Below are 26,144 nucleotides of genomic sequence, written 5' to 3' on the forward strand. Positions count from 1 at the left end.
GGGGGCAGGTGGATCGTGCGTGTGGGCGTTGGCATCAAGTTCCCCTGCATGCACTGATATTGACGAAACGTCAGCTGCATGCGCACGTCATGTCATGTGTAACGTAGTAATGTGAAATTGCACTGACGAGGTGCCGTCCGCTCCGCCGCGCAGCCGTGTCCCGAGCGGGCTGTTCGCGGGAGGCGGGCGAGCCGCTCGGCGACCGAGGAGGAGAACCCGTGAAGGACGTCGTCCCCACCGCCCCGCGCACGGTCAGCCATGACCTGCCCGTCTCACCGGAGTTGGCGCGGTTCCTGGCCAGCGACTGGGCGGCCACACCGCTGCCCGGCGACATCCGGCTGCCCGCCGCCGAGGTCACCCCCGCCCGCCGGGGCCGCCTCTCCGCCCGCTTCCCCGGCGAACGGCTGATCATCCCCGCCGGGGAACTCGCCGTCCGCTCCAACGACTGCGACCACCGGTTCCGGCCGCACAGCGCCTACGCCTGGCTCACCGGACTGACCGGCGAGGACCAGGCCGGACACGCCCTGGTCCTGGAACCGGACGGACCGCACCGGCACGAGGCGGTCCTGTACCTCCGCCCCCGCTCCCCGCGCACCGACGACGGCTTCTACCGGGACCGCCGGTACGGCGAGTTCTGGGTCGGCCGCCGCCCCGACCTCGCCGAGGCCGAGCGCATGACCGGCCTCCGCTGCGTCCACCTGGACGACCTCGGCGCGCTGCCGCCGGGCCGCGACGCCGCCACCGACGCGGAACTCGCCTCCGTCCTCGCCGAGTTGCGGCTCGTCAAGGACGCCTGGGAGGTCGCGCAGCTGCAGCTCGCCGTCGACCACACCACCGCCGGGTTCGAGGACGTCGTCCGCGCCCTTCCGCGCGCCCTCGCCCACCCGCGCGGCGAGCGGTGGATCGAGGGCGTCTTCGGCCTGCGCGCCCGCGCCGAGGGCAACGGCACCGGCTACGAGACCATCGCGGCCGGCGGCGCGCACGCCTGCGTCCTGCACTGGATCCGCAACGACGGCCCCCTGGACGCCCGGCAGTTGCTGCTCCTGGACGCCGGTGTGGAGACCGACACCCTCTACACCGCCGACATCACCCGCACCCTGCCGCTGTCCGGACGGTTCTCCCCGGTGCAGCGGCAGGTGTACGACCTGGTGCTCGCGGCCCAGGAGGCGGGCATCGCCGCCCTGAAGCCGGGTGCCCGCTTCCGTGACTTCCACCGCGCGGCGATGCGGGTGATCGCGGAGGGGCTCGCCGCATGGGGCGTCCTGAAGAGCCCGGAAGGGGACTTCCACCGCCGCTACACCCTGTGCAGCAGCGGGCACATGCTCGGGCTCGATGTGCACGACTGCGCCCGGGCGCGGGCGACGGCCTATCTGGACGGCGTGCTGGAGGAGGGGCAGGTCCTGACGGTCGAGCCCGGCCTCTACCTCCAGCCGGACGACGAGACGCTCCCGCCCGAACTGCGCGGTATCGGCGTACGGATCGAGGACGACCTGCTGATCACGGGGGAGGGGGCGCGGCTGATGTCGGGCGCGCTGCCCCGGACGCCGGAGGCGGTGGAGGACTGGATGGGCGAGTTGACGGAGGGCTGACGCGGTCGGCCGTACGGGGGTGATCCGGGCCGTGCGCAGGGGAATTGGCGCACGGGTGGTGAGGTCTCTTGGCAGCGTGGGTGCAATGTGAAATATTACTGACGTGCCCACGAGATACTCTTCCCCGGATCTCCTCGTCATCGGGGCGGGCGTGGTCGGCGCCGCGTGCGCCTACTACGCGGCCCGGTGCGGACTGAGCGTCACCGTGCTCGACCGCGGCCCGGTCGCCGGCGGGACCACGGGCGGCGGCGAAGGCAACCTCCTGGTCTCCGACAAGGAACCCGGACCCGAACTCGAACTGGCCCTGTACTCCGCCCGCTTGTGGCGCGAACTCGCCGAAGTCCTCCCCGCCCGGATCGAGTACGAGCCCAAGGGCGGCCTCGTGGTGGCCTCCGGCGAGGAGGGCCTGGCCGCCCTGCGGGACTTCGCGGCCCGGCAGGCGACGGCCGGGGTCACGGCGGAAGCGGTCCCGGCCGAGCGGCTCCGCGACCTGGAGCCGCACCTCGCCCCCGGCCTGGCGGGCGGCGTCCACTACCCGCAGGACGCGCAGGTGCAGCCCGCGCTCGCCGCCGCCCAGCTGCTGCGGGCCGGCGGCGACCGGGTGCGGCTGCGCCTGGGCGAGGAGGTCACCGGCCTCCTCACCGGCGCCCGGGGGGAGGTGCGCGGGGTGCGTACGCCCTCCGGTGACCTGCACGCCCCCTACGTCGTGAACGCGGCGGGGACCTGGGGAGGCGAACTGGCCCGGCTCGCGGGTGTGCGGCTGCCGGTGCGGCCCCGGCGCGGCTTCGTGCTCGTCACCGAGCCGCTGCCGCGCGTGGTGCGGCGCAAGGTGTACGCCGCCGACTACGTCGCCGACGTCGCCAGCGACTCCGCCGCCCTCCAGACCTCCGTCGTCGTCGAAGGCACCCCGGCCGGACCCGTCCTGATCGGCGCGAGCCGCGAGCGCGTCGGCTTCGACCGCTCGCTCTCCGTGGAGGCGCTCGGCCGCCTCGCCGCACAGGCGGTACGGCTCTTCCCGGTCCTCGCCACCGTACGGGCCCTGCGGACCTACGCCGGCTTCCGCCCCTACCTGCCCGACCACCTCCCCGCGATCGGTCCCGACCCGCGCAGACCGGGGCTGCTGCACGCCTGCGGCCACGAAGGGGCGGGCATCGGGCTCGCCCCGGCGACCGGCCGGATCATCGCGGAATGCCTGACCGGCGGGGAACTCCCGCTCGACATCACGGCGTTCAGACCCGAACGGTTCGACGCGGGCGGGCCGCCGTGACCGCCGTCCGCGCCCGCCCCCGACGCCGTCCCGCCCTCCCGCGAAAGGAACCCCGCCGTGGCACGTGACCGCACCCCCGCCGAGCTCGTCGGCGCGGCGCCCGGCACCGCGTTCGAGATCACCTTCGACGGGCGCCCGATCGCCGCGCTGCCCGGCCAGTCGCTGGCCGCCGCGCTGTGGGCCGCGGGCATCCTCGCCTGGCGCACCACCCGCGTCGGCGGCCGGCCGCGCGGCGCCTTCTGCGGCATCGGGCACTGCTTCGACTGCCTCGCCACCGTCAACGGGGAGCCCAACCGCCGGGCCTGCCTGGTCCCGGCGCGGCCCGGCGACACCGTCACCACCCAGGAGGGGAACGGCCGTGCCGAGCTCGCCGTCTGAAGCCCGGGAGTACGACCTCGCGGTGATCGGGGCGGGCCCCGCGGGCCTCGCCGGTGCCGTCGCCGCGGCCGAACGCGGCCTCACCGTCGCCCTGCTGGACACCGCCGCACGACCGGGCGGACAGTTCTACCGGCACCCCGCCGCCGCCCTCGGCGCCACCCGCCCCGAAGCCCTGCACCACGACTGGTCCGCCTTCACCGCCCTGCGCCGCCGCCTGGCCGGCAGCGGTGTGACCCTGCTCGCCGGACACCACGTCTGGACGGTCGTCCCCGCCGAGCCGCAGGGCCGGTGGGACGTCCACGCCCTCACCGGGGCGGACGGCGACGGGGAGCGCCCGGTCCGCGTGCGGGCCCGCGCGGTCCTGCTCGCCACCGGCGCGTACGAGCGCCAACTCCCCTTCCCCGGCTGGACGTTGCCGGGGGTGGTGGGCGCCGGGGGAGCGCAGGCCATGCTGAAGTCCGGGCTGGTGCTGCCCGGACGGCGGGTGGTGGTGGCGGGCAGCGGCCCGCTGCTGCTCGCCGTCGCCGCGTCGCTCGCCGCGGCGGGCGCCCGCGTCCCGGCCGTGGTCGAGGCGTCCGGCTACCTCGGCTACGCCCGCCACCCCGGTGTCCTCGCCGCCAACGCGCACAAGGCGGCGGAGGCGGCGGTGCACGGCGCGGCGCTGCTGCGGCACGGAGTGCGGTTGCGCACCCGCAGCGCGGTGACCCGGGTGCACGGGTCCGACCGCGTCGAGGCCGTCACCGTCTCCCGGCTCGACCGCGACTGGCGGCCCGTACCGGGGTCCGGCCGCCGGATCGCCTGCGACGCCCTGGCGGTGGGCCACGGCCTGGTCCCGCAGCTCGAACTCGCCACCGGCCTGGGCTGTGCCGTGCGCCGCACCGAGGACGGCGCATACGCCCTCGCCCTCGACGCGCACCAGGAGACCTCCGTACCCGGCATCTGGTCGGCGGGCGAGACGGGCGGCATTGGTGGCGTCCAACTGGCATTCACCGAGGGGGAGTTGGCGGGGGTCGCGATCGCGGCCCGGCTGCGTGAGCGGCCCGCCGGCGCCGACCGCGGCCTGGTCCGGGCGCTGCGCCGCCGCCGCGACCGGATGCGGGCCTTCGCCGCCGTCATGGCCGCCGCGCACGCGCCCGGCCCCGGATGGACCCGGTGGCTCGACGAGGCGACGGAGGTGTGCCGGTGCGAGGAGGTCGCCGCGGGCCGGATCCGCGCTGCGGTCGCCGACGACGGCGCGCGGGACGCCCGCACCGTCAAGCTCCTCACCCGCGCCGGTATGGGCTGGTGCCAGGGCCGGGTCTGCGGGCCGGCGGTGGCCCGGCTGGCCGCCGAGGCGCCGGGCGCGCGGCTGCCGCCGTCCCCGGAGCGCCGGCCGCTGGCCGTCCCGGTCCCGTTGCGGGTGCTCGGCGCCTGCCACGGAACGACCGCGTCGGAACCCGCCGATCCGGAGGAGGGCGCCGACGGCTGACCGGCTCCGACCCCTGCAATGCCACACCCCGCACACGCCCGACCCGCCACAGAGAACTCACTCACCACAGCGCCATCACAGTGCCACCACACGTCACAGAAGGGCTCCCTTCATGACCGCCTCCTCCTCCGCCTCCTGGAGCACGGAACGCCCCTGGCGCGGCATCATGGCCGCCACCGCCCTGCCCCTGCGCGACGACCTGTCCGTCGACTACGACGCGTACGCCGTACACGTCCGCTGGCTCCTCGACAACGGCTGCGACGGCGTCGTCCCCAACGGCTCCCTGGGCGAGTACCAGACCCTGACCGACAAGGAACGCGCCCGCGTGGTGCGCACCGCCGTCGAGGCCGCCGGCGACGGTGCCCGGGTGATGCCCGGAGCGTCCGCGTACGGCAGCGCCGCGGCACGCCGATGGGCCGAGCAGGCCGCCGAAGCGGGCTGCGGCAGCGTACTGCTGCTGCCGCCCAACGCCTTCCGCGCCGACGAGCCCGCCGTCCGGGCCCACTACGCCGAGGTCGCACGGGCCGGACTGCCGGTCGTGGCCTACAACAACCCCATCGACACCAAGGTCGACCTGACCCCCGCGCTCCTCGCCCGCCTCCACGGCGAGGGCGGCATCGTGGCGGTCAAGGAATTCACCGGCGACGTCCGCCGCGCCTACGAGATCGCCGAACTCGCCCCCGAACTGGACCTGTTGGTCGGCGCGGACGACGTGCTCCTGGAACTGGCGCTGGCCGGTGCCGTCGGCTGGATCGCCGGATACCCCAACGCCTTCCCCGGTGCCTGCGCCGAGCTCTACCGCGCCGCCGTCGCCCGGGACCTGGACACCGCGCTGCCGCTGTACAAGTCCCTGCACGCGCTGCTCCGCTGGGACTCCCGGACCGAGTTCGTACAGGCGATCAAGGCATCGATGGACATCGTCGGCCGCCGCGGGGGTCCCACCCGGCCGCCGCGCCCCGCGCTGTCCGGCGCGGTCGCGGCCGAGGTGCGGGCCGCCACCGAGCAGGCCGTCGCCGCCGGCCACCGCTGACCGAGGAGAACCATGCGCACCCGCCACGTCTTCCACGCCGTCGACTCCCACACCGAAGGCATGCCCACGCGCGTGATCACCGGGGGCGTCGGGGTGATCCCCGGCGCCACCATGGCCGAGCGCAGGCTGCACTTCATCGAGCACCTGGACCACCTGCGCACCCTGCTCATGTACGAACCGCGCGGCCACTCCTCGATGAGCGGCGCCGTCCTCCAGCCCCCGACCCGCCCCGACGCCGACTACGGTGTCCTGTTCATCGAGGTCTCCGGCGTCCTGCCGATGTGCGGACACGGCACCCTCGGGGTCGCCACCGTCCTCGTCGAGACCGGCATGGTCCCGGTCACCGAGCCCGTCACCACCGTCCGCCTCGACGCCCCCGCGGGCCTGATCAGCGTCGACGTCGCGGTCGAGGACGGACGGGCCAAGGCGGCCACCCTCACCAACGTGCCCGCCTTCTGCGTCGGCCTGGACCTCACGGCGGACGTGCCGGGCCACGGAACGGTGACGTACGACCTCGCCTACGGCGGGAACTTCTACGCCTTCGTCGAACTCGACGCGCTGGGGCTGCCGTTCGACCGCGCCCGCAAGGACGACCTGCTCGCCGCCGGCCTCGCCGTCATGGACGCGGTCAACGCCTCGCCCGACCGGCCCGTCCACCCGACCCGGCCGGAGATCGCCGGCGTCAAACACGTCTACCTCGCCGCCCCCGGTTCCGACGCGCACCGCTCCCGGCACGCCATGGCCATCCACCCGGGCTGGTTCGACCGCTCGCCGTGCGGCACCGGCACCAGCGCGCGGATGGCCCAGCTCCACGCCCGCGGCGCGCTGCCCCTGCACCGCGACTTCCGCAACGAGTCGTTCATCGGTACGCGGTTCACCGGGCGCCTCATCGAGGAGACGGAGGTCGGCGGGGTGCCGGCCGTCGTACCCCGCATCACCGGGCGCGCCTGGATCACCGGCACCGCCCAGTACTTCCTCGACCCCGAGGACCCCTTCCCCGGAGGATTCCTGCTGTGAGCACCGCCCCGGACCCGGTCGTCTCCCGCAACCCGGCCGACCCCTCAGACGTGGTCGTGGAGACCGCGGCCCCCGGCGCCCTCGCCGCCGTCGACGCCGTCGAACGCGCCCGCGCCGCACAGCCCGACTGGCTGCGCGGCGGCGCGGCGGCCCGCGCGGCGGCCCTCGGCGCGATCGCCGCCGCCGTCGAGGCCGCCGCGGACGAACTGACCGCGCTCGCCGTACGCGAGGTGGGCAAACCCGTCACCGAGGCCCGCGCCGAAGTGGCCCGCACCGCCGCGATCTGGCGCTACTACGCCCAGGCCCCCTACGAAGCCACCGGCGCCGTCCACGAGGCGGCCGACGGCGCCGGACTGCTGCTCACCCGCCGCCGTCCGCACGGCGTCGCCGGCCTGATCACCCCGTGGAACTTCCCCTTCGCGATCCCCAGTTGGAAGGCGGCCCCCGCACTCGCCACCGGCAACACCGTCGTCCTCAAACCCGCCCCCGAAGCCACCGCCTGCGCACAGCGCCTGGCCGAAATCATCCAACAGGTCCTACCTGAACGGGTGTTGACGGTGCTGCCCGGCGGCGCCACCGAGGGGGGCGCGGTCGTCTCCGCCGCCGACATCGTCTCCTTCACCGGCTCCACCGCCGTCGGCCAGGCCGTCGCGCGCACCGGCACCGCCCGCGGCGTCCCCGTACAGGCTGAGATGGGCGGGCTGAACGCGGCGATCGTCCTGCCGGACGCCGACCCGGCGACCGCGGCCGCGCACCTCGCCGCCGCGATCGCCGGATTCGCGGGCCAGAAGTGCACCGCCACCAGCCGCGTGATCGCCGTGGGCGCGGCCCTCGGCCCCCTGCGCGAGGCACTGGTCGAGCACCTCCGGGCACTCCCGGTGGGCGACCCCGCGGACCCCGCCACCGTCTGCGGCCCCCTCATCGACGAGCCGGCCCGCAGGTGCGTGACCGAGGCCCGCCGGGGACTGCCCGCACTCGCCGGCACCCCGGAACCCGCCGGGAGCACCGGCTGGTACGCGGCCCCGGCCCTGGTGGAGAACGTGCCGCCGGGCCATCCGCTCCTGCGGCAGGAGGTCTTCGGCCCGCTCGCCGTACTGCTCCGCGCCGACGACCTGGACGAGGCGGTGCGGATCACCAACTCCGCCCCGTACGGCCTGGTCACCTCGGTGCACACGGCCTCGCTCGACGCGGCCCTGCACGGGCTCGACCGGCTCGACACCGGCATGATCCGGGTCAACGCCCCGTCCACCGGTGTCGACTTCCACCTGCCGTTCGGCGGTACCAAGGCATCCAGTCGGGGTCCGCGCGAACAGGGCCGTGCGGCCCTGGACTTCTACACCTCGACCCGCACCTACGGCCTCGCCCCCGCACACCCGTAGGCACCTGCCAAAACAACGTGACATTGTACTCTGGTGATCCGCTCGGGCACGAGGACAGGGCACGAAGGGAACACCACGACATGGGTCACCTGCAGCGCAACCTCAACACCACCAGGGAGCGGCTGCGCGACCAGGTCGCCCACCACCTGCGGGCCGCCCTGATCTCCGGTGAACTCCGCCCCGGCGAGGTCTACTCGGCACCCGGCCTCGCGGAGGACTTCGGGATCTCCGCGACGCCGGTGCGCGAGGCGATGCTCGACCTGGCCCGCGAAGGTCTGGTCGAACCCGTCCGCAACAAGGGCTTCCGGGTCACCGAGGTCGACGAGCGCGACCTCGACCAGTACTCCGAGATCCGGACCCTCATCGAGGTCCCCATGATCGGCCGCATCACGCGCAGCGCAGCCCGCGAGGAGCTGGAGGCGCTGCGCCCGGTCGCCGAGGAGATCGTGCGGGCCGCCCGCGCGCACGACCTCATCGGCTACCTGGACGCCGACCGCCAGTTCCACCTCTCCCTCCTCGCGCTCGCCGGAAACGACCGGCTCGTGGAGACCGTCGGCGACCTGCGCAAGCGCTCCCGCCTGTACGGCCTGACCGCCCTGGACGAACGCGACCAGCTGCTGCCCTCGGCCGAGGAGCACATCGAACTCCTCGACCTGATGGTGGCCGGGGGCGCCAAGGCCGCCGAGAAGTGCATGGCCCGCCACCTGGGCCATGTGCGGTCGCTGTGGGCCGAGAGCGCGCGGGAGCGCACGCCCGCCCGGCGCGGCCTCGGCGTCCGCCTCGACTCCCGGTAGCGCACCGCACGCCGCGCCTCCCGCGCCGCATCGCGCAGCCCACCCCGCCCACCACACGCCACCGCCCTCGGATGCGCCCCCGCACCCGAGGGCGCCGACCGGCACGCCCGGGAAGAGCCCATGAACCCCTCGTACGCCACCGTCGACCACACCTTCACGGTCCCGCTCGACCACGCCGACCCCGACGGCCCCACCCTCGACGTCTTCGCCCGCGAGATCGCCGACCCGTCCCGCGCCGGCGAGGACCTGCCCTGGCTGCTGTACCTCCAGGGCGGCCCGGGCGGCAAGTCGCCCCGCCCGGCGGGCACTTCGCCCGGCTGGCTGGCCCGCGCGGTGCGGACGCACCGCGTCCTGCTCCTCGACCAGCGCGGCACCGGCCGCTCCACCCCGCTCACCGCTCGGGCCGCCGCCCGCTTCCCCGACCCGGCCCGACTCGCCGCCCACCTCGCGTACTTCAGGGCCGACTCGATCGTCGCGGACGCCGAACTGATCCGCCGCGCACTGTGCGGCGACCGCCCCTGGGAGACCCTCGGCCAGAGCTACGGCGGCTTCCTCACCCTGACCTACCTCTCCCGGGCCCCGGAAGGACTCCGGGCCTGCTACGTCGCCGGCGGCCTGCCGGGCCTGTCCGCCACCGCCGACGACGTCTACGCACGCACCTTCCCCCGCGTACGCGACCGGGTCCGCGACTACTACGCCCGCTATCCGGACGACGCCCGCCGCCTGCGCCGGGTCGCCGACCTCCTCACGGCCCGGGACGTCCGGCTGCCCGACGGCGACCGGCTCACCGCGCGCCGGCTGCGCACCCTCGGCCTGGTCCTCGGCATCGGCGACGGCTTCGAGCGCCTGCACGCCCTCCTGGACGAGGCGGTGGACGGCGACGGCGACCCGACCGACACCTTCCTGTACCAGGTCATGGCCCTGACCGGCTTCACCGGCAACCCGCTCTACGCCGTCCTCCAGGAAACCCTGTACGGACAGGGCGCCGGCCCCACCGGCTGGGCGGCCGCCCGCACCCACGCCGCCCACCCGGAATTCACCGAGGACGCCGACCCGCTGCTGCTCACCGGCGAGATGATCTACCCCTGGATGTTCGAGGAGATCCGCGGCCTGCGGCCCTTCGCGGCCGCCGCCGACCTGCTCGCCGAGCGCACCGACTGGCCGCCGCTCTACGACCCGGCCCGCCTCGCCGCCAACACCGTCCCGCTCGCCGCGGTCGTCTACCACGACGACATGTACGTGGACGCCGGTCTGTCCCTGGACACCGCCCGGAAGATCGGCGCCGCCCGGGTCTGGGTCACCAACGAGTGGGAGCACGACGGGCTCGCCGCCTCCGGCGACCGGGTCCTGGACCGCCTGATGGACCTCGCCGCGGGCCGCGCCTGACCCCGCCGGACACCGTGCCGCCCGCCGACCCGCCGGCGTGCGGCACGGGGAGCTGCGTGCCACGAGGCCCCTGCTGCGCCACACGGGGCAGGGGCCGTGGTCGACGGCGATGACAGGTACCGTTCACGGTGATCGTAAGCTTCGGCCAAAGGGTGACAAGGGGGAGTCGGTGGGGCGGGACACCATGCTCGGCGGCCGCTATGAGCTCGTCGAGCGGCTCGGCCGCGGTGGGATGGGCACGGTCCACCGGGCGATCGACCACCGGCTGCGACGCACGGTCGCGGTCAAGCTGATGTCCCCGGAACTGGCCCACCATCCCGAATCGCGCGCCAGGTTCCAGCGTGAGGCGCACGCGGTGGCAGCCCTGAACCATCCGGCCGTCGCCACCATCCACGACGTCGGCGTGGAAGAGGACGAGGAAGGCCCGCGGCCCTTCCTGGTGATGGAGTACGTGGCGGGCAGCACGCTCGCCGAGGCGCTGCGCACCGCCCCGCTGCCGGTCGCACAGGCGATCACCGTGGCGTGCGAAGTGCTCGACGCCCTGGACCACAGCCACCAGAACGGCATCGTGCACCGGGACATCAAACCGTCGAACATCATGCTCACCGGCTCCACGACGGTGAAGGTGCTGGACTTCGGCATCGCCAAGGCCCTCGCCGAGGCCGCCACCCGTCTCACCGGCAGCGGGGTGGCCCCCGGGACTCCCGCCTACCTCTCGCCGGAGCAGATCAGCGGGGTGGAGATCGACCACCGGGCGGACCTGTACGCCATGGGGTGCCTGCTCTACGAACTGCTCACGGGGACCCCGCCGTTCCAAGCGGACTCGCCGTTCGCCGTGATGCACCAGCATCTGTTCACCGAGCCGGTGCCCCTCATCCGGGTCCGCCCGCAGATATCGCCCGCGGTGGCGGCGGTGGTCGCACGGGCGCTGCGGAAGGACCCGGCGGAGCGCTTCGAGGACGCGGCGGCGATGCGTGCGGCGCTGGCCGACGCGCTCGGCGCCGCATCGGCTCCGACGATGCGGGCGGACGCGCTCCCCCTGGCCGCGGCGCCCTCGCGCGGCGCCACCGTCCTCCGCCGGCTCCGCACGGCGCTCCGCCCGTCCACCGCAGGCGCGTTGGGACTGGTCGGAAGCCTTCTGTCGTTGCTGTGCGGCCATGGCGACCTGGTCGGCACGGACCATTTCGGCACTGTCGCCATCGTGGCAGGGCTGTTGGGTCTGGCCGCACTGCCGTTCTCGCCCCGACTGTCCGGCGTCGTGGCCTGGGGGCCGGTGGCGGAGAGCATCGCCGTCTACTCCGAGCTGCGGCGCGCCGACGTCGGCTGGGACCGCACGTATGCGGGCATCGCGGTGCTGCTCGCGCTCACCGCGGTGCTCGGCTTCGCCGGTGCGGCCCGTAAGCGGGACGCCAGCCCCTACGCCGTGATCGTCTTCTGGTTCAGCGCCACCGCGTCGATCTGGTACTTCCTCGACGACCTGAACAAGCTCTTCGTCTTCTATCTCCTCCTGGCCGCGGTGACCCTTGCGGCAGCGGCCCAGGAGGCCGTCGGCCGGTACCGGCGGCGCACCGGGAACCGACGGGCGGCGGGCGACGGCCGCCGCCCGCGGGTCGGCGGGGCGCCGCCCGGCCGGGCCCGGCGGCCGGCCGACCACGTCGATCGCCAACCGGCGGAGAGCGCTTCGACACCCGCCTGACACCGCATCTGCGGCAGAAGGCCAGGCGCACGGAGCGTTGCGCGGGCCGGCCGACCGGCTGCCTGTCACCGCGGGAGCGCGTATCGGTTGAACGACCGATGTGCGGGAGGCGGGGGCACGGCCATAGTCCTGGGGAGATCGTTCGCGGGTGACCGTGGTGCACCCGGTTTTCGAAAGGACCCTTCTGTGGACACGTATGCGGATCTGGTGTTTCTCGACGGACGGGTGGTCACGGTCGATGCGGAATTCTCCATAGCCTCGGCTCTGGCGGTGACCGGCGGGACCATCACCGCCGTCGGCGGGCGGGACGATGTCGCGCCGCTCATCGGCCCCGGCACCCGCGTCGTCGACCTGCACGGAGCGACGCTGCTTCCCGGCATCAACGACTCCCATCTGCACGGATGCGCCTTCGGAATGTCGACGCCACCGCTCTCCGTCGACCTCGGCCATCCCGCCGTCTCCTCCCTCGCGGACGTGGCCGAGGGGGTACGGGAGGCCGTCGGGCGGGTCCCGGGCGGGCAGTGGATCACGGGGCACGGCTGGGACACCGGCTACCTCGACGAGTGCGTCTCCGACCCGTCGCGGCTGCCCTCCCGGCACGACCTCGACGCCGTCAGCCCGGACCACCCCGTCGTCCTGTACTCCTTCTCCGGCCATGCCACCTGGGTCAACTCCAAGGCCCTGGAGCTCATCGGGGTCGACCGGCACACCGTCGCGCCGCCCGGCGGGGCCATCGTCGTGGACGAAACCGGCGAGCCGACCGGGCTCCTCCACGAAGGGGCCCAGGACCTGGTGCAGAACGCACTGCCGCCGCTGAGCCGGCAGGAGCGGACCGACGCGATCAGGTCGACCCTCACCACGCTCGCCCGGCTCGGCGTGACCAGCTACACCGAGCCCGGGCTCGGCCCCGGCGGCGACGGCATCATGCGCGGCGCGCTCGGCGCACAGACCCTCGACGTCTACCGCCGGCTGCTGGCCGACGGCCAACTGACCGCCCGCGTCGGCGTCCTGCTCCTGCCCACCGGAATGGCCGGCACCGCCGAGGAGTTCGCCCGCGCCCTCACCACCCTCACCGCCCCCGGCGAGGCCGAGGACGCCGACCCGCGCCGCCTGACGATCCACGGTGTCAAGATCTTCGCCGACGGCGTCGTCCCCAACAAGACCGCCTGGATGCACGAGCCGTACGTCGGCGGCGGCTGCGGATCCCTGTGCGTCGGCGGCGATACCGACAGCGAGAAGATCGCCGAGATCGACGCCATCATCCGCCACGCCCATGCCGCCGGGCACCAGATGGGCGTTCACGTCACCGGCGACCGGGCCATCGACACCGTCACGGACGCCTTCGCCGCGGCCGTGGCCGAGCACCCGCGGCCCGACGCCCGCCACTACGTCATCCACGGCGACTTCCTCACCGCGCACAGCATGAAGCTGCTGGCCGCGCACGGCTTCGGCGTCAACATGAACCCCACCATCAAATGGACCGTCGCCGACATGGAGGAGGACTTCGTCGGCGCGCCACGGGCCGCCTACGCCTGGCCCTACCGCGATGCCCTCGACGCCGGCGTGCGGGTCGCGAGCGGATCCGACGCCCCCGTCACCTCCCCGGACTGGCGCCAGGGCGTAGCCACCATGATGCTGCGCGAATCGAAGGCCACCGGCCGGATCAGCGGCCCCGAGCAGCGCATCGGCCTGGCCGAGGCGCTCCGTACGTACACCATCGACGCGGCCTGGCAGGACTTCGCCGACGACTGGAAGGGCTCCCTGGAGCCGGGCAAGGTCGCCGACCTCTGCGTCCTCGACGGGGACCTGCTCACGGCCGACCCCCACGACATCCCCGCGATGCCGGTCGTCCTCACCGTCCTCGACGGGCAGGTCGTGCACGACACCCTCCGCAATTGACCTGACCCTGCGCGATTGACGTATTCCAGGCACAAGATCATCCTTGGGGGATGGCAGCGCAGCGGAGCACGGCGGACATCCTGGACGCGGCCGTCCGCGTCCGCACGGCCGCCAGAAGCGCCACCAGCGGCGCCACCGGCTTCGACACGGTCCTGACGGCGCTGTCGGAGGTGATGGAGTACGACCACGCCTCCCTGGCCCGGTGGGATCCGCGCTCCCGGCGCCACACCACCCTGGCCGGGAGCTACCCGGACGACGCCACCGCCTACATCGAGACCCGCCTCCACCGCGACCCGGTGTTCGCCGTGCTCCACAGCCCGGCCCGGGGCGGTCTCTGGCTCAGGGACGTCCCCTGCCACCTCCTGGCGGCGTCGCCGGGCTTCCAGGAGGTGCTCTCTCCCCTCGGCATCGAGGACGGCGTGGCCCAGTGCCTGTTCACCGCCGACGGCCGGTACGTCGGCATGCTCAACGTCAGCACCCGCCGACCACGGCGCACGCCCGACCCGGCGCGCGCCGTGGTCACCCTGCTCACCGAGACCCTCGCCGCGGCCGTCGCCCCCCGCACGGACACCCCGCCCGACGAGGCCACCGCAACCGACGCCACCGCGGGCCCGCGGCACCCGCACCGGCCCGGCGGACTCTCACCACGCGAACTCCAGGTACTGGCCGAACTGACCACCGGCCGCACCAACCGGGAGATCGCCGAGCGCCTGTACATCACACCGCGCACCGTGGCGACCCACATCGAGCACATCCTCGCCAAGCTCGACCTCCCCAACCGCGCGGCGGCCGCCGCCCGAGCCACCGCCTGGGGAATCGAACCCACCCGCTGACACGAGCCCGGCAGGCACCTCGCGCACCCCGCGGAACACTCCGTCCCTTCCCCTCCCGGGGCGACAACCGGGCGCGGGGACAAGGGTAGTGAGGCCCCGATCCGGCTAGCCGTTGAGCAGGTCGGCGAGTTGGGTGCGGGAGCCGATGCCGAGTTTGGGGAACGCCCGGTAGAGGTGGTGCCCCACCGTGCGCGGGCTCAGGAGCAGCTGGGTGGCGATCTCCCGGTTGGTCGCGCCGGTCGCGGCGAGCCGCACCACCTCGCGCTCCTGCGGACTCAGCCGCGCGATCGGCGAGTCCGCGGCGAGCGCCGGGTCGTGGTGCCCGCCGGCCGCCCGCAGTTCGGTCCGGGCCCGCCGCACCCACGGCCGCGCGCCCACTCGGTCGAAGCGCTCCAGCGCGGCGCGCAGCCGGTCGCGTGCGTCGAGCTTGCGGCGCTGCCGGCGCAGCCACTCGCCATAGAGCAGCTCGGTGCGGGCCCGTTCGAAGCCGTCGTCGGCCGGGTGCAGGTCGAGGGCGGCGAGGTAGTGCTCCTCGGCCCGGGTATCCGGTCCGATCAGGGCCCGGCAACGGCGGGACTGCGCGCCGATCGCGGGCTGCCGGAGGGCGTCCGCGCAGGCCGCGAGGGCCTCCGCGGGTGCCTGCGCCCGCTCCGGGCGGCCGGCCCGCACGGCGGCCTCGACCAGGTCGGGCAGCAGGTGGCGGGCCATCAGCGGGTGACCGGCCGCATCCCGCGCCGCCGCCAGCCGGTCCAGCGCCCGCTGGCCCTGCCCGGAGCCGAGGTCGAGCAGGCCCAGCGCCCAACGCGCGTCGGAGGTGCCCCGGCCGACGCCTCGCGGGCGGGTGTACTCCAGGGCCCGGTCGGCGAGTTCACGGGTGCGGTCCTCCTCGCCGCGGGCGGCGGCCAGCACGGCGAGCAGGGCGCGCAAATGGGCGACGCGGTGGTGGAGGTCGTAGTAGTCGGCGAGCCGGAGCGCCTCGGTGGCGTGCGACCGGGCGTCGTCGCGCCGGCCGAGCGCGAGCTCCACCTGGGCGAGCAGGTGCAGCGTGGTGGGCAGCCAGCCGCCGACGCCGCGGTCGCGGCAGTGCGCCACGGCGGCGGAGGCGACCCGGTGCGCGGTCGCGTGGTCGGCGAGCAGGTGGCAGTAGTGCCCGGTCATCAGCCGGTCCATCAGGCTGACTTCGGTGCGGTCGCAGGCGGCCACCAGCTCCGCGAGCGGCTGCCGCGCGTTGCTCACAGCGGAGGCAGCGGAGGCAGCGGAGGCAGCGGAGACAGCGGAGACAGTGGGGACAGCGGAGGCAGCAGGGGCAGCGGAGACGCCGTCCGCGGCCGCATCCCCGTCCGCGGCCGCATCCCCGTCCTCGCGCCGGGTCGCCGCCGTATCGGCGAAGGCGTGCGACGGCACCGCGAGGACCGGCAGAGCGGGCGCGCGGGCCGCGATCTGGGCGATCAGCGCCGCGTCCCCCGTGGCGAACGCCGCGTGCACCGCGTCCGTCAGCAGTACGGGGAGCTTGTCGGGGCGCTCGGCGGCGGTCGCGTCCGCGCCCTCGGCGAGGATCCGGGCGGCCCGCGCCGGGCTGCCGAAACCGAGCTCGACCACGGCCCGTACCCGGGCGAAGTCCGCCGCCATGCCGGGGTCCTGCAGCGGCTGCGGCACCTGGTCGGCGAGGGCGCCGCAGCGCTCGTCCTGTCCGGCCTCGCTGGCCCGCTGCGCCGCGCCGATCAGACGCCTCGCCCGCAGCGCCGGGTCGGCGGTCAGCTGCGCGGCCCGCTCGTAGGCGGCGGAGGCCGACGCCATCGCCTGCCGGCTGCCCGCCCACTCGGCGACCCGCTCCAGCTCCGCGGCCACCCGCTCGTCCGGCCCGGTCGCCGCCGCGGCCAGGTGCCAGGCCCGGCGGTGCGCGTGCCCGGCACCGTCCAGCGTCTCCGCCAGCGCCCGGTGCGCCGCGATCCGCTCCGCGAGCGGCGCGCCCCGGTAGGCGGCGAACCGGACCAGCGGATGCCGGAAGCGCAGCCCCGCGCCGGAGACGGCCAGCAGCCCGGCCCGCTCGGCGGGCGCCAGATCGTCGACCGACCCCCCGGTCCGGGCCGCCGCCGTCAGCACCGCGGCCAGGTCCCCGGTGTCGTCCGCGGCGGCCACCGCGAGGATCCGACGAGTGGCCTCGGGCAGCCGGTGGATCCGCTCGGCGAGCGCCTCCTGCAGCCGGCTCGGCAGCGCCGACGGCGCCTCCGGCAGCGCCAGCGGCCCCAGTTGACCGGACCGCTGCGCCGGGGTGAGCGCCGCGGACAGCTCCCGCAGCGCCAGCGGATTGCCGTGCGCCTGGTCGATGATCCGCTCGGCGACGGGCGGCGCGAGCCCGGGCAGCAGCGCCGCGGCCGCGGTCCGGTCGATGCCGGTGACGTGCAGCCTGGGCAGCGCCCGCGCCGTGCCGCCGGGCGAGTCGCCGCGGGCGGCGAAGAGCATCGCGACGCCCTCGGCGCGCAGTCTGCGGGCGGCGAACGCCAGCACGTCCACGGACGGCTGGTCCAGCCACTGCACGTCGTCGACGAGGCACAGCAGGGGCATGTCGGCGGCGGCCTCGGCGAGGACGGACAGCGCGGCGAGGGCGACGGTCAGCCGGTCCCGCACCGGCGCGTCGACGAGGCCGAAGACCGAGCGCAGCGCCTGGGCCTGCGGGGCGGGCAGCCGGTCGAGCACCTGAAGGACCGGCAGGAACAGCTGGTGCAGCCCGCTGAAGCCCAGCTCCATCTCGGACTCGATGCCCTCGACGCGCAGCACCCGCAGGCCCTGCGCGCGGGCGGCGGCATGGTCGAGGAGCGCGGTCTTGCCGATGCCGGCCTCGCCGTGCAGCAGCAGGGCGCCGCTCTCGCCGCGCAGGGCGTCGTCGAGCATCAACTCGATCCGCCGCAGCTCCGCGTCGCGCCCCTGCATCCGTGCCCCCCGGATCCGCCAACCCGGCCACCGTCGGGCCTCGTTGATCGTCACGGTACGCGGACCGGGCGGGACGGACCGGGGACGGACCCGAGGGCGGTGACCGCCGTGCCCACGGCGCTCACTCCCGCTCGGCCACCGGCGCCGACCAGATCATCCGGATCTCCTTGGTCCGGTAGCCGGCCCGGGCGAAGGCCGCCGCCATCGGCGCGTTCCCGGTGTCGGTGGTGGCGCTGATCAGCTCGGCGCCCGCCTCCGCATGGCGCCGGGTGACCTCGGCGAGCAGGTCGTCCACATAGCCGCGGCCGCGGAACTCGGGCAGCACGCCGAGGAATCCGACGTTCCGGGCGTAAGGCGTCGCGGAGGGGATCACCAGTCCGGCGAGCCGCCCGTCGGGGCCGTACGCCAGCCGCCACCACTCCCGCTCGCCCGGGCAGCCGAGGTAGAACTCCAACTCCTCCCGGGCGGCCGCCGCGACGCCCATCGCGGCGACGTTCCGACGGGTCTCGTCGTCCAGGCTGCCGACCGCGATCCGCTGGAACATCCCGAGGAACTCCTCGTCGGAGGCCGGGGCGAAGCTCAGCCGGCTGTCGCCCCCCGGCGGCGCATCGCCGCTGGTCCACTCCAGCTGCAGCCGCTCCACCTCATGGCCGAGGCCGGCGGCCCGCGCGGCGGTCCGGCGCCAGGCCACCGCGTCCGCCGCCGCCGGGTCGTCGCGCCAACCGACCGGCAGCGTCAAGTTGTACAGCGGCGGCTTCGGCGCGCCCGCGGCGGCGAACGCCCGCAGCCCGGCGGTGAGCAGCCGGGCCGCCACCCGGGCCCGGTCGCCGGCCCCGGGGTCGACGTGCAGGCAGTCCAGGGCTGCCGGGTGGGCGCTGTCCGCCCGGCCCCACCACAGGGCGCGGGCCAGCAGCCGGCCGTCGTCGTCCTCGGCGATCCAGGTCCACTCCGGCCGGTACATCCCCTGCCCGAGCTCGTCCCGGTAGCGGTCGGCGTCGATCCAGCCGACGGGTTCGGTGACCGTCACCGCGGCGACGCGGTCGACCTCGGCGCGGGTCGTGGGTCGAAACAGCATCGGTGCTCCTAGCGTCGGACGTAACTGGTCAGGGTGGTGCCGGTGAGGAAGACCCGGGAGTCGCGGAGCAGCCATTCGCCGGGGGCGAAGGGGGCGCGGAACAGCGGGATGCCGCTGCCGAACACCACCGGGTAGCGCTTCACCACCAGTTCGTCGATCTCGCCCAGCAGCTGCCCGGCGAGGCTCGCCCCGCCGCACAGCCAGATGCCCGCGCCCGGCTGCCGCTTGAGGCCGCGGACGAACTCCACCGGGTCCCCCGAGACCACCTCCACCTCGGGGTCGGTCCGGGGCAGGGTGGAGGAGAAGACGTACTGCCGCAGGTGCGGATAGGGGCTGGTCACGCCGATCCGCAGGGCGGGCTCGTAGGTGGCACGGCCCATCAGGACCGTGTCGAAGACCTTGTTGGCCACATCGACGAGACCCAGCGCCTCACGGGCATGGCCGGGAATCGTCTCGGGGTACTCGGTGAGGATCGCGTCCTTCAGGTCGCCGTCGAAGCCGGAGGAGTCGGTCTCCCCGTCCGGTCCGGCGATGAAGCCGTCGAGGCTGCAGCCGATGTAGTAGGTGAGCCGGCGCATGGGCCGCCTTTCGCTTGTGGCCGGGTGACCGTCGGGCCGCGGGCGACCGACGAGGACGGTCCGAACCTAGGCCGCGGTCACCGCCCCGGGCATCGGTCACGGTGACCCAATGTGCCGGTCCTACCTGCCGACCCTGCAATGCGGTCAGTGTCGAACGATCGCGAGGAATTCCGTGAGGGCTGTCGCGACGGCGTCGGGGGCTTCCGCAGGCAGCAGGTGGCCGGCGCCAGGAACGGTCGCCAGGGCCGCGTGAGGGATGTAGGGCAGCAGGTGCTCGCGCAAGACCTGCGGCGGCTCCACCACGTCGTTCTCTGCGGCCAGCACGGTCACCGGGACCTCGATGTCCCGTACCGCGCGGGTGATGTCCTGTGCGATCCCGTGCCGGGGCCACTCGTGCCTGGCCTCGGGCCCCGAGGCGAGACTGCTCGGCAGCCCCCACGTGGTGGAGAAGGCGCGTGAATGGGTCGTCACGGTCATGAACATGGAAGAGTTCCTGCGCGACCAGCCAACTCGCAGTCCCGAGGTCTGGTCGGCCATGCTCACGCAGCAGCGCGCGGCGCGGGAGGGGTACTACGCGGCTGTCCGGCGCGACCTCGCACTTCCGCCGGGCCACTCCGGGGAGTGGAGCCGGCCCGTGCCTCATGAGTGAGGCAACCGGCCGAGGAACTCGCCAACTCCATTCATCCCGCCCCTCGTTCGTCCCGACGAGCCTCCGCCGCACAGGCCGCGGTCTGACGGGCTGCCCCGCCGTTGGTCTCGGGGCGTGCCTGGCCTGGGGGTTCGGCTGACTGGTGCTTCAGACATCGCAGGAAGGCCCGTTACTCGTACCGGTTTACTCGTACCGGTACTTCAGCGAGTCCGCCTCAGCCTGCACGATGTCGGCGATCGTCAGCTCCGGCATCCGCAGTTGGGCCAGCGTCACCTCGGCCGAGGCCGGCTGGGCGTCCGCCGGCAGCCACTGCTCCGGCTTCCAGGCCGCGCTGCGCAGCAGCGACTTGGGGCAGTGCGGGTAGACCTCCTCGATCCCCAGCACGATCGCACTGGCCGGCGGCTTGCCCACGGCGGTCAGCTGCGACAGCAGTTCCGGGCGGGTGGAGACGCAGGCCCGGCCGTTCACCCTGAGCGTCGTGGTGCGCCCCGGGATGACGAACAGCAGCCCGGCCCGTCCGGTGGCGACGATGTTCTGCAGGCTGTCCAGACGCTTGTTGCCGGTCGCGTCCGGTATCGCCACCGTCCGTGAGTCCAGGACGGCGACGAACCCGGCGGGGCCGCCGCGCGGGGAGACGTCGCAGTTGCCCTCGGCGTCCGCGCTGGCGACCAGGACCAGTGATGAGCAGCCGATCAACCGCCGGGTCTGCTCGGTGAGTTCGCTCATCTGCTTCCGCACGGCCGCGTCGCTGGGGGCTTCGTAGGCCCGACGCAGCGCCTCTTGGTCGGTCACGGCGTCGAGGCGGAGGGAGTCGAAGGCACTGCCGGCAAGGGGTGTTGTCATCCTCCGACCCTAATTGCTGCCGACCGCAGGGGCCGGCAGCCCCGTGGTTGCCGACCGGGCGCTCCGTCATGCTCCGACCGGCGGGATGCCGGTCCGGCTCCGCCGCTCTGTGCGCTCTCCGGCATGGCGCGAAGCGTGGGGTGTGCGTCGTTGACGCCACCGGCGTCGGATCACAGGGTGGAGGGGTGAAGCAGCGCCGCATCGTCTTCGTCGTCTTCGAGGGTTTCCAGCCGCTGGACCTCTTCGGCCCCCACGAGGTGTTCCAGCACGCCGACAAGCTCACCGGCGGATACACCTGCCAGGTCACGGCACCGCTCCCGGGCCCGGTACGGTCCGGCAGCGGCGTTCCGGTACACGCCTCCTACGGTGTGGCCGATCTGGACCCCACGGGGATCGACACGTTGGTGGTGGCCGGCGGCGACGGCATCGACCAAGCCCGGCACGATCCGACACTGACACGTTGGATTGCCACCGCGGGGGCCACCGCTCGGCGCGTCACCTCGGTGTGCAGCGGGGTGTTCCTGCTGGCCGCCGCCGGACTGCTGCACGGGCGGAGGGTGACCACTCACTGGGCGCGCGAGGCGCAGCTCGTCCGGGAGCATCCCGAACTGGTCGTCGACTGCGATCCGATCTTCCTCAGGGACGGGCGGGTGTGGACGTCGGCCGGGGTGACCGCGGGCATGGACCTCGCACTCGCCTTGGTGGAGGACGACTTGGGCCGGGAGGTCGCCCATGCCGTCGCCCAGGAGATGGTGTTGTTCCTGCGCCGCCCGGGCAGCCAGTCGCAGTTCAGCGTGGCGTTGTGGTCCGCACAGCCCGCCAGCGACCCCCTGCGCGCCGCGGTCACGGCGATCCACGCCGATCCCGGTGCCCGGCACGGCATCAACGATCTCGCTTCGCACGCCGGTCTGAGTCCCCGCCATCTCCAGCGCCGGTTCACGGCCGAACTCGGCGTCCCGCCCGCGACGTATGTCGAGGGCGTACGCATCGAGGCCGCCAAGCGGGCGCTCGCCGAGAGCGCCCACCCCGTCGAGACCATCGCGCGTCGGTACGGCTTCGGCACCGCGGAGACGCTGCGCCGCGCCTTCCACCGGCAGCTGGGCGTTGCACCGTCCGACTACCGCGACCGATTCCGATCCACCAAGGAGCACCTATGACCACCTACGGGATTCTGATCTTCGACGGAGCGGAGGAGCTGGACTTCACCGGGCCGTGGGAGGTGTTCACCGCCTCCTCGATGCTGCGCGAACACGCCGACACCGCGCTCCTCATCGCCGAACACTCCGACGCCGTCCGCTGCAGCAAGGGCATGCGGGTCCTGCCGGACCACACCCCGGACGACCATCCGCCGCTGGACGTCCTGCTGGTCCCGGGCGGCAACGGGACCCGCCGCGAAGTGTCCAACCCCGTGCTCATCGACTGGATCCGCACCACCGCCGCCAACACCGCCTGGACCACCAGCGTGTGCACCGGGGCCCTGCTGCTGCACGAGGCAGGCCCGGCCCGCGGCCGAAGGGTCGCGACCCACCGCCCGTTCGAGGACACCCTCCAGGCCCGGGGCGACATCACCGTGGTCCGCGACGCCCGCTACGTCGTCGACGGGAACCTCATCACCAGCCAGGGCGTCTCGGCCGGAATCGACATGTCCCTGTGGCTCATCGGCCGCCTCCACGGCCGCGACCACGCCCGCGCCGTCCGCCAGTACATCCAGTACGAGCCAGCCCCGCCCTACCTCGCGGACGAGCCCCTCGCCACAGGAGAGGAAACCGCCCCAGCTGCCCCGTCTGACAACTGACACTTCCGTCCTACGTCGAGGGGGACAGTCGACCCGACTGCTGGGCGGAGATGCCGGCGGAACACCCCCCATCCGACCGACGACGACTGCGAGGGCGCAGCGCGCCGGCTGATCGGCAGTGCCGCAGCGGAGTTCGGCAGCGACCGTCGTCTCCCGGCAACTCCCGACGAAATGATCCGCAAGGTGCTCGGGTGGCTTCGTGGGTGCTGACATCACTCGCCCCACCAGGGCCGATTCTCTATTCTGGTCATCGACTGAAGGAGGCGGCAGATGGCCGACGTCGTAGAGCTGATCTGCTACCCCGTCAAGGGGTGCGCGGGCACGTCCATGAGTGATGCGCTGCTCACGCCGGCGGGCCTCGAACACGACCGCACCTTCATGGTCATCAGCGAGGACGGGGTCTTCCGCACCCAGCGCCGCCACCCCCGCCTCGCCCTGGTCCGGCCCACCGTCAGCGCCGACGGCAGCCGGCTCACGCTCGACTCGGCCGACACAACGAGCGGTTACGGCACGGTGCGCCTCGATGTCACCACGTCCGCGCCGCGCCGCGACGTCGACCTGTTCGGTGTCACCTTCCAGGGAATCGACCAGGGCGACGAAGTCGCCGCCTGGCTCTCGGAGTTCCTCGGCACCCCCAGCCGCCTGGTCCGCGTGCCGCCGGAGCACGACAGGATCGCCGACGGCTGGACCCCCGGCCCCTCCGGCTACGCCGACAGCAGCGCCGTACACCTGCTGTCCCGCTCGTCCCTCGCCCTCCTCAACCGGCGGATCGCGGAGCAAGGCACCCCGCCCATGCCCATGAATCGCTTCCGCCCGAACATCGTCGTCGACGGCGGCTTCGGCCAAGGCCATCGTGGTGACGACGGGGACTGGGCGGCCGTACCGCACATCGAGGACCGCGCACGCCGCATCGGCATCGGCGAAGCCGAACTGGGCTATGCCAAGCTCGCGGTGCGCTGCGCGGTCACCCTGGTCGATCAGGAGGCCGGGGTACGGCAGCGGCGGGAACCGCTGCGTACGCTCGCAGGCTACCGGCGAGCGGCGAGTGGAGGCGTGGTGTTCGGCGCGAAGTTCTCCGTGGTGCGGCCGGGGAAGCTGTCTGTCGGCGATGAGGTGGTCGTCCACGAGTGGGGCGACGCCGAACTGTGAGAACCCCTACGGCGACGACATCTTCGGTCCCACAACGGGCTGCAAGTGGCGGCGGCAACTGCCGCCGCTCTTCGGCCCGTCCGGGCCGGCCACCGGCGTGAGACTCAGGCCGCCAACGCCTCCTCCGGCAGGAACGAGACCGGGCACCGCCTGCAGTACAACGACCGCAACCACGCCGCCCGCGCATCCGCCGACGCCTGCGCCCGGTGCGACAACCAGAATCCGACACCCACACCACCAGCCAGCAACGGGAGCCCCGCAGCCAAGCCGCCCGTCACCAGCGCCGCCACACCCAACACGCCGGCGGCCGCGGGGAACAGCCACTGCATGCCGTACTCGGCCGGCTCCCCGTACTTCTCCCGCAACTCCGACTCCGCCGGCAACGACCTGACGAACTCCGGCAGATGCAGAACCTGGCTCGACTCCTTGCAGCGCGGACACGCGAACGCCATACGTACGCCCTCCTCAGGCCTGAACACGAGAGCCTGCCATGGGCAGTCGACCATCGACAGGGCGCGAAGTCGCCAACGCGGGGCGCACAGAGCAAGGAAACGCGAGGCCCTGAACCTGCACATTGGCCACACCCCAAACACGAGTGACGGGTGAGGGGTGAGGGGTGACGCGGATTCTTCGGCGACCTTCGACGGCGCGTGCAACCGGCCCGTGCAACCGGCCCGTGCAACCGGCCCGTGCAACCGGCCCGTGCAACCGGCCCGTGCAACCGGCCCGTGCGATCGGACGTTTCCGATCATGCCCTCATTCCTCCGAGTCCTCGCCCCTGCCGTCACCGTGCTGGCCACGCTGCTGACGTTCACGGCGTGTGACCTCGGGCGCGAGGGCCCCGACGTCACGAAGCAACGCCTGGGAGGCCCCGGCGACCTGTTGGTGGGCGCCGTCCTGAACTTCGACGGCGGCGAGATCGACGGCCGGAAATTCGAATCACCACCGCCCACCGAAGAGACGACGTACCTCAGAAACTGGGTCGAGTTCCGCCACGACGGCACCGTCGACCTCAAGAACGACCGTGGTGACCACATAACCCTCAGCGTGACCCGGCCGGCACAGGGATTCTTCGGCACGCGGCATAGTCGAGACATTGTTCAAACGCGACGGAAGCCGCTGACCAGACTTTCCTCGGTAATGACCTGCACGTTCGCTGAGAAACGGTGGGTGGGTGAGGAGGCCCTCGCTGCGCGGTCGTAAAAGGTCGGCCTCCTTTTGCGATCCCGTGAGCGCGGCGTCGTCGCCCACGTCGAAAAGGATTACGGGTAACGCTGCCAGGTCGTTCCCGAATGAATGAGATCGCGAGGAGTGTCGTGGCAACCGCTTTTCAAAAATTCCGGACGATCCCAGACGTTCATTTGTCGAGGCGGGATTTGCAGGCCAGCCGTAGACAGCCCGTGCACTGTGGCGCGCCACGATTCGGATCACCGCTGACTTCGACGGTCACCCGACTCGGACGCGGGTGCGAAAAGGAGGGCCGTGAGGGGCGGGGTGCTTGCCGCGAGGAACTTGACCCGTGGTGACTCGTAGACTCGTGCCGACCGGTGCTGAGTCGAAGCCCATGGAGAGGGAGAACATGCAGGTCGGAGCGATGGCGTGAGACTTCTGCACACCTTTTAGTGCTGGCGGCATACCGCAAGAGTGGTGATGCGGCAAACATGCAGGTCAGGGGGGTGTGCGTGTGGGGTGGGTCTTGCGGGGTGCTGACTCGGTGCTGACCTGGAGGCACTCCTCGGCGTCTGTCATCACCTATCTCGTGCTGGTCTGGTGCTGACTACGACGTATCAAGGGCTGCCATTGAGGAGCTTGCTGGCCAATTCGGCTCTCACTCTGCGCTGCTCGGTAGCGGCAAAGCGTGCGCGGCCGTTGCCGTTATGGCGCAGATGGTGACCATGGTTTGACGATGGTGCGCAAGCCGGCGGCTGAGTGAGGGGCTCATCCGCTCGGGATCCTGTTTGGTGTGCTTGTGGTGACCGAGGATTGCTGGACGGTATCGACATATCCGAGTCCTGAAACGGCGCAAACGAGGGGCCGCACGGGCGGCTACGGCTTCCCTTGTGGTCCCTCGTCAATATGCGAATTAGTCCGCGGTACCGGACCGGTGGTCATCATTGTGGCGATGCTGAGCGTGTGAGTGGCGAAGGGGTAGACGGAATTGCTTTGACCTGTTCCCGATGACGCATCATGTTGAGTGTGTCGCGATCCTTGAGCCTGCTGAAAAGCGCCGCTGACCTGCGGTTTCGCGTGGTGTGGATTATGGGCGTTGTGTGCGTTACGGGCGATATCTTGACGCATATTCGACGCACGTGACGCACGTTTGACGCACGTTCTGACGGCCTGTCAGAGGGTCTTGTGCGCAGGTCAGGGCAGTCGCTGGGGGATGGC

At 73.2% G+C, this 26,144-nt stretch carries 22 protein-coding genes and 1 pseudogene; 17 read left to right on the forward strand and 6 right to left on the reverse strand.

Going from position 1 to position 26,144, the window contains the following annotated elements:
- Positions 1-218: 218 nt before the first annotated feature.
- From CG747_RS32010 to CG747_RS32065, 12 genes are all read left to right on the forward strand, one after another.
- Entirely contained in the window at positions 219-1,589 is a 1,371-nt protein-coding gene (locus tag CG747_RS32010; RefSeq protein ID WP_100605357.1) for an aminopeptidase P family protein, read from the forward strand.
- Between the two features lie 103 nt (positions 1,590-1,692).
- Positions 1,693-2,856 (forward strand): FAD-binding oxidoreductase, encoded by a 1,164-nt coding sequence (locus CG747_RS32015; RefSeq protein ID WP_100605358.1) that lies wholly within the window; start codon positions 1,693-1,695, stop codon positions 2,854-2,856.
- Between the two features lie 57 nt (positions 2,857-2,913).
- A complete protein-coding gene (locus tag CG747_RS32020) occupies positions 2,914-3,234 on the forward strand; it encodes a (2Fe-2S)-binding protein (RefSeq protein ID WP_100605359.1) in 321 nt (106 codons plus the stop codon).
- Positions 3,215-4,702 carry an NAD(P)/FAD-dependent oxidoreductase gene (locus CG747_RS32025; protein WP_100605360.1) on the forward strand — a complete coding sequence of 496 codons (1,488 nt, stop codon included), beginning with the start codon at positions 3,215-3,217 and terminating at the stop codon, positions 4,700-4,702. Before CG747_RS32020 ends, CG747_RS32025 begins: the two co-directional genes overlap by 20 nt.
- Before the next feature lie 112 nt (positions 4,703-4,814).
- Positions 4,815-5,732, forward strand: coding sequence for a dihydrodipicolinate synthase family protein (locus CG747_RS32030; RefSeq protein ID WP_100605361.1), 918 nt, complete (start codon positions 4,815-4,817; stop codon positions 5,730-5,732).
- A 12-nt stretch (positions 5,733-5,744) separates the two neighbouring features.
- The gene (locus CG747_RS32035) at positions 5,745-6,749 is read left to right on the forward strand and encodes a proline racemase family protein (protein ID WP_100605362.1); all 1,005 of its coding nucleotides are present in this window, start codon (positions 5,745-5,747) and stop codon (positions 6,747-6,749) included.
- Complete coding sequence (locus CG747_RS32040; RefSeq protein WP_100605363.1) at positions 6,746-8,128, forward strand: aldehyde dehydrogenase family protein; 1,383 nt, start codon at positions 6,746-6,748, stop codon at positions 8,126-8,128. Before CG747_RS32035 ends, CG747_RS32040 begins: the two co-directional genes overlap by 4 nt.
- An 80-nt stretch (positions 8,129-8,208) precedes the next feature.
- Positions 8,209-8,922 carry a GntR family transcriptional regulator gene (locus CG747_RS32045; protein ID WP_100605364.1) on the forward strand — a complete coding sequence of 238 codons (714 nt, stop codon included), beginning with the start codon at positions 8,209-8,211 and terminating at the stop codon, positions 8,920-8,922.
- A 120-nt stretch (positions 8,923-9,042) separates the two neighbouring features.
- Entirely contained in the window at positions 9,043-10,308 is a 1,266-nt protein-coding gene (locus CG747_RS32050) for an alpha/beta fold hydrolase (protein ID WP_100605365.1), read from the forward strand.
- A gap of 169 nt (positions 10,309-10,477) precedes the next feature.
- Entirely contained in the window at positions 10,478-12,004 is a 1,527-nt protein-coding gene (locus CG747_RS32055; protein WP_180985782.1) for a protein kinase, read from the forward strand.
- A gap of 186 nt (positions 12,005-12,190) precedes the next feature.
- The gene (locus tag CG747_RS32060) at positions 12,191-13,903 is read left to right on the forward strand and encodes an amidohydrolase (protein ID WP_100605367.1); all 1,713 of its coding nucleotides are present in this window, start codon (positions 12,191-12,193) and stop codon (positions 13,901-13,903) included.
- Positions 13,904-13,953: 50 nt separating this feature from the next.
- Positions 13,954-14,736: a LuxR family transcriptional regulator gene (locus tag CG747_RS32065; protein WP_100605368.1), complete on the forward strand. Its 783-nt coding sequence runs from the start codon at positions 13,954-13,956 to the stop codon at positions 14,734-14,736.
- 105 nt (positions 14,737-14,841) lie between these two features.
- Here the strand turns inward: CG747_RS32065 and CG747_RS50775 are convergent, their stop codons facing one another.
- The 4 genes from CG747_RS50775 to CG747_RS32085 form a co-directional block, all read right to left on the reverse strand.
- Positions 14,842-17,667, reverse strand: a complete 2,826-nt coding sequence (locus CG747_RS50775) for a LuxR family transcriptional regulator (RefSeq protein WP_100605369.1) — start codon at positions 17,665-17,667, stop codon at positions 14,842-14,844.
- Positions 17,668-17,788: 121 nt separating this feature from the next.
- A complete protein-coding gene (locus CG747_RS32075) occupies positions 17,789-18,742 on the reverse strand; it encodes a GNAT family N-acetyltransferase (RefSeq protein ID WP_100605370.1) in 954 nt (317 codons plus the stop codon).
- Between the two features lie 8 nt (positions 18,743-18,750).
- Positions 18,751-19,320 carry a dihydrofolate reductase family protein gene (locus tag CG747_RS32080; protein WP_100605371.1) on the reverse strand — a complete coding sequence of 190 codons (570 nt, stop codon included), beginning with the start codon at positions 19,318-19,320 and terminating at the stop codon, positions 18,751-18,753.
- A 144-nt stretch (positions 19,321-19,464) separates the two neighbouring features.
- Complete coding sequence (locus CG747_RS32085) at positions 19,465-19,791, reverse strand: alpha/beta fold hydrolase (RefSeq protein WP_257980891.1); 327 nt, start codon at positions 19,789-19,791, stop codon at positions 19,465-19,467.
- Here CG747_RS32085 and CG747_RS32090 point away from each other — a divergent pair.
- Positions 19,742-19,969, forward strand: a pseudogene (locus CG747_RS32090) (hypothetical protein); the annotation flags it as partial. The gene CG747_RS32085 and the pseudogene CG747_RS32090 overlap by 50 nt on opposite strands.
- A gap of 183 nt (positions 19,970-20,152) precedes the next feature.
- Here the strand turns inward: CG747_RS32090 and CG747_RS32095 are convergent.
- Complete coding sequence (locus CG747_RS32095; protein WP_100605372.1) at positions 20,153-20,812, reverse strand: MSMEG_1061 family FMN-dependent PPOX-type flavoprotein; 660 nt, start codon at positions 20,810-20,812, stop codon at positions 20,153-20,155.
- A gap of 185 nt (positions 20,813-20,997) precedes the next feature.
- Here CG747_RS32095 and CG747_RS32100 point away from each other — a divergent pair, with 185 nt between their 5' ends.
- The 3 genes from CG747_RS32100 (at position 20,998) to CG747_RS32110 (ending at position 23,756) form a co-directional block, all read left to right on the forward strand.
- Complete coding sequence (locus tag CG747_RS32100) at positions 20,998-21,969, forward strand: GlxA family transcriptional regulator (protein WP_100605373.1); 972 nt, start codon at positions 20,998-21,000, stop codon at positions 21,967-21,969.
- Positions 21,966-22,607 carry a DJ-1/PfpI family protein gene (locus CG747_RS32105; RefSeq protein ID WP_100605374.1) on the forward strand — a complete coding sequence of 214 codons (642 nt, stop codon included), beginning with the start codon at positions 21,966-21,968 and terminating at the stop codon, positions 22,605-22,607. Before CG747_RS32100 ends, CG747_RS32105 begins: the two co-directional genes overlap by 4 nt.
- Positions 22,608-22,877: 270 nt before the next feature.
- Positions 22,878-23,756: an MOSC domain-containing protein gene (locus tag CG747_RS32110; protein WP_100605375.1), complete on the forward strand. Its 879-nt coding sequence runs from the start codon at positions 22,878-22,880 to the stop codon at positions 23,754-23,756.
- Between the two features lie 104 nt (positions 23,757-23,860).
- Here CG747_RS32110 and CG747_RS32115 read toward each other — a convergent pair whose 3' ends face one another.
- Positions 23,861-24,208: a hypothetical protein gene (locus CG747_RS32115; protein WP_100605376.1), complete on the reverse strand. Its 348-nt coding sequence runs from the start codon at positions 24,206-24,208 to the stop codon at positions 23,861-23,863.
- Between the two features lie 298 nt (positions 24,209-24,506).
- On the opposite strand from CG747_RS32115, the gene CG747_RS32120 reads away from it, so the two are divergent.
- Positions 24,507-24,959, forward strand: a complete 453-nt coding sequence (locus CG747_RS32120) for a hypothetical protein (RefSeq protein ID WP_100605377.1) — start codon at positions 24,507-24,509, stop codon at positions 24,957-24,959.
- Positions 24,960-26,144: the final 1,185 nt, after the last annotated feature.

Origin of the sequence: Streptomyces sp. CB02959 (genome assembly GCF_002803155.1) — a bacterium.
Classification (GTDB): Bacteria; Actinomycetota; Actinomycetes; order Streptomycetales; family Streptomycetaceae; genus Streptomyces.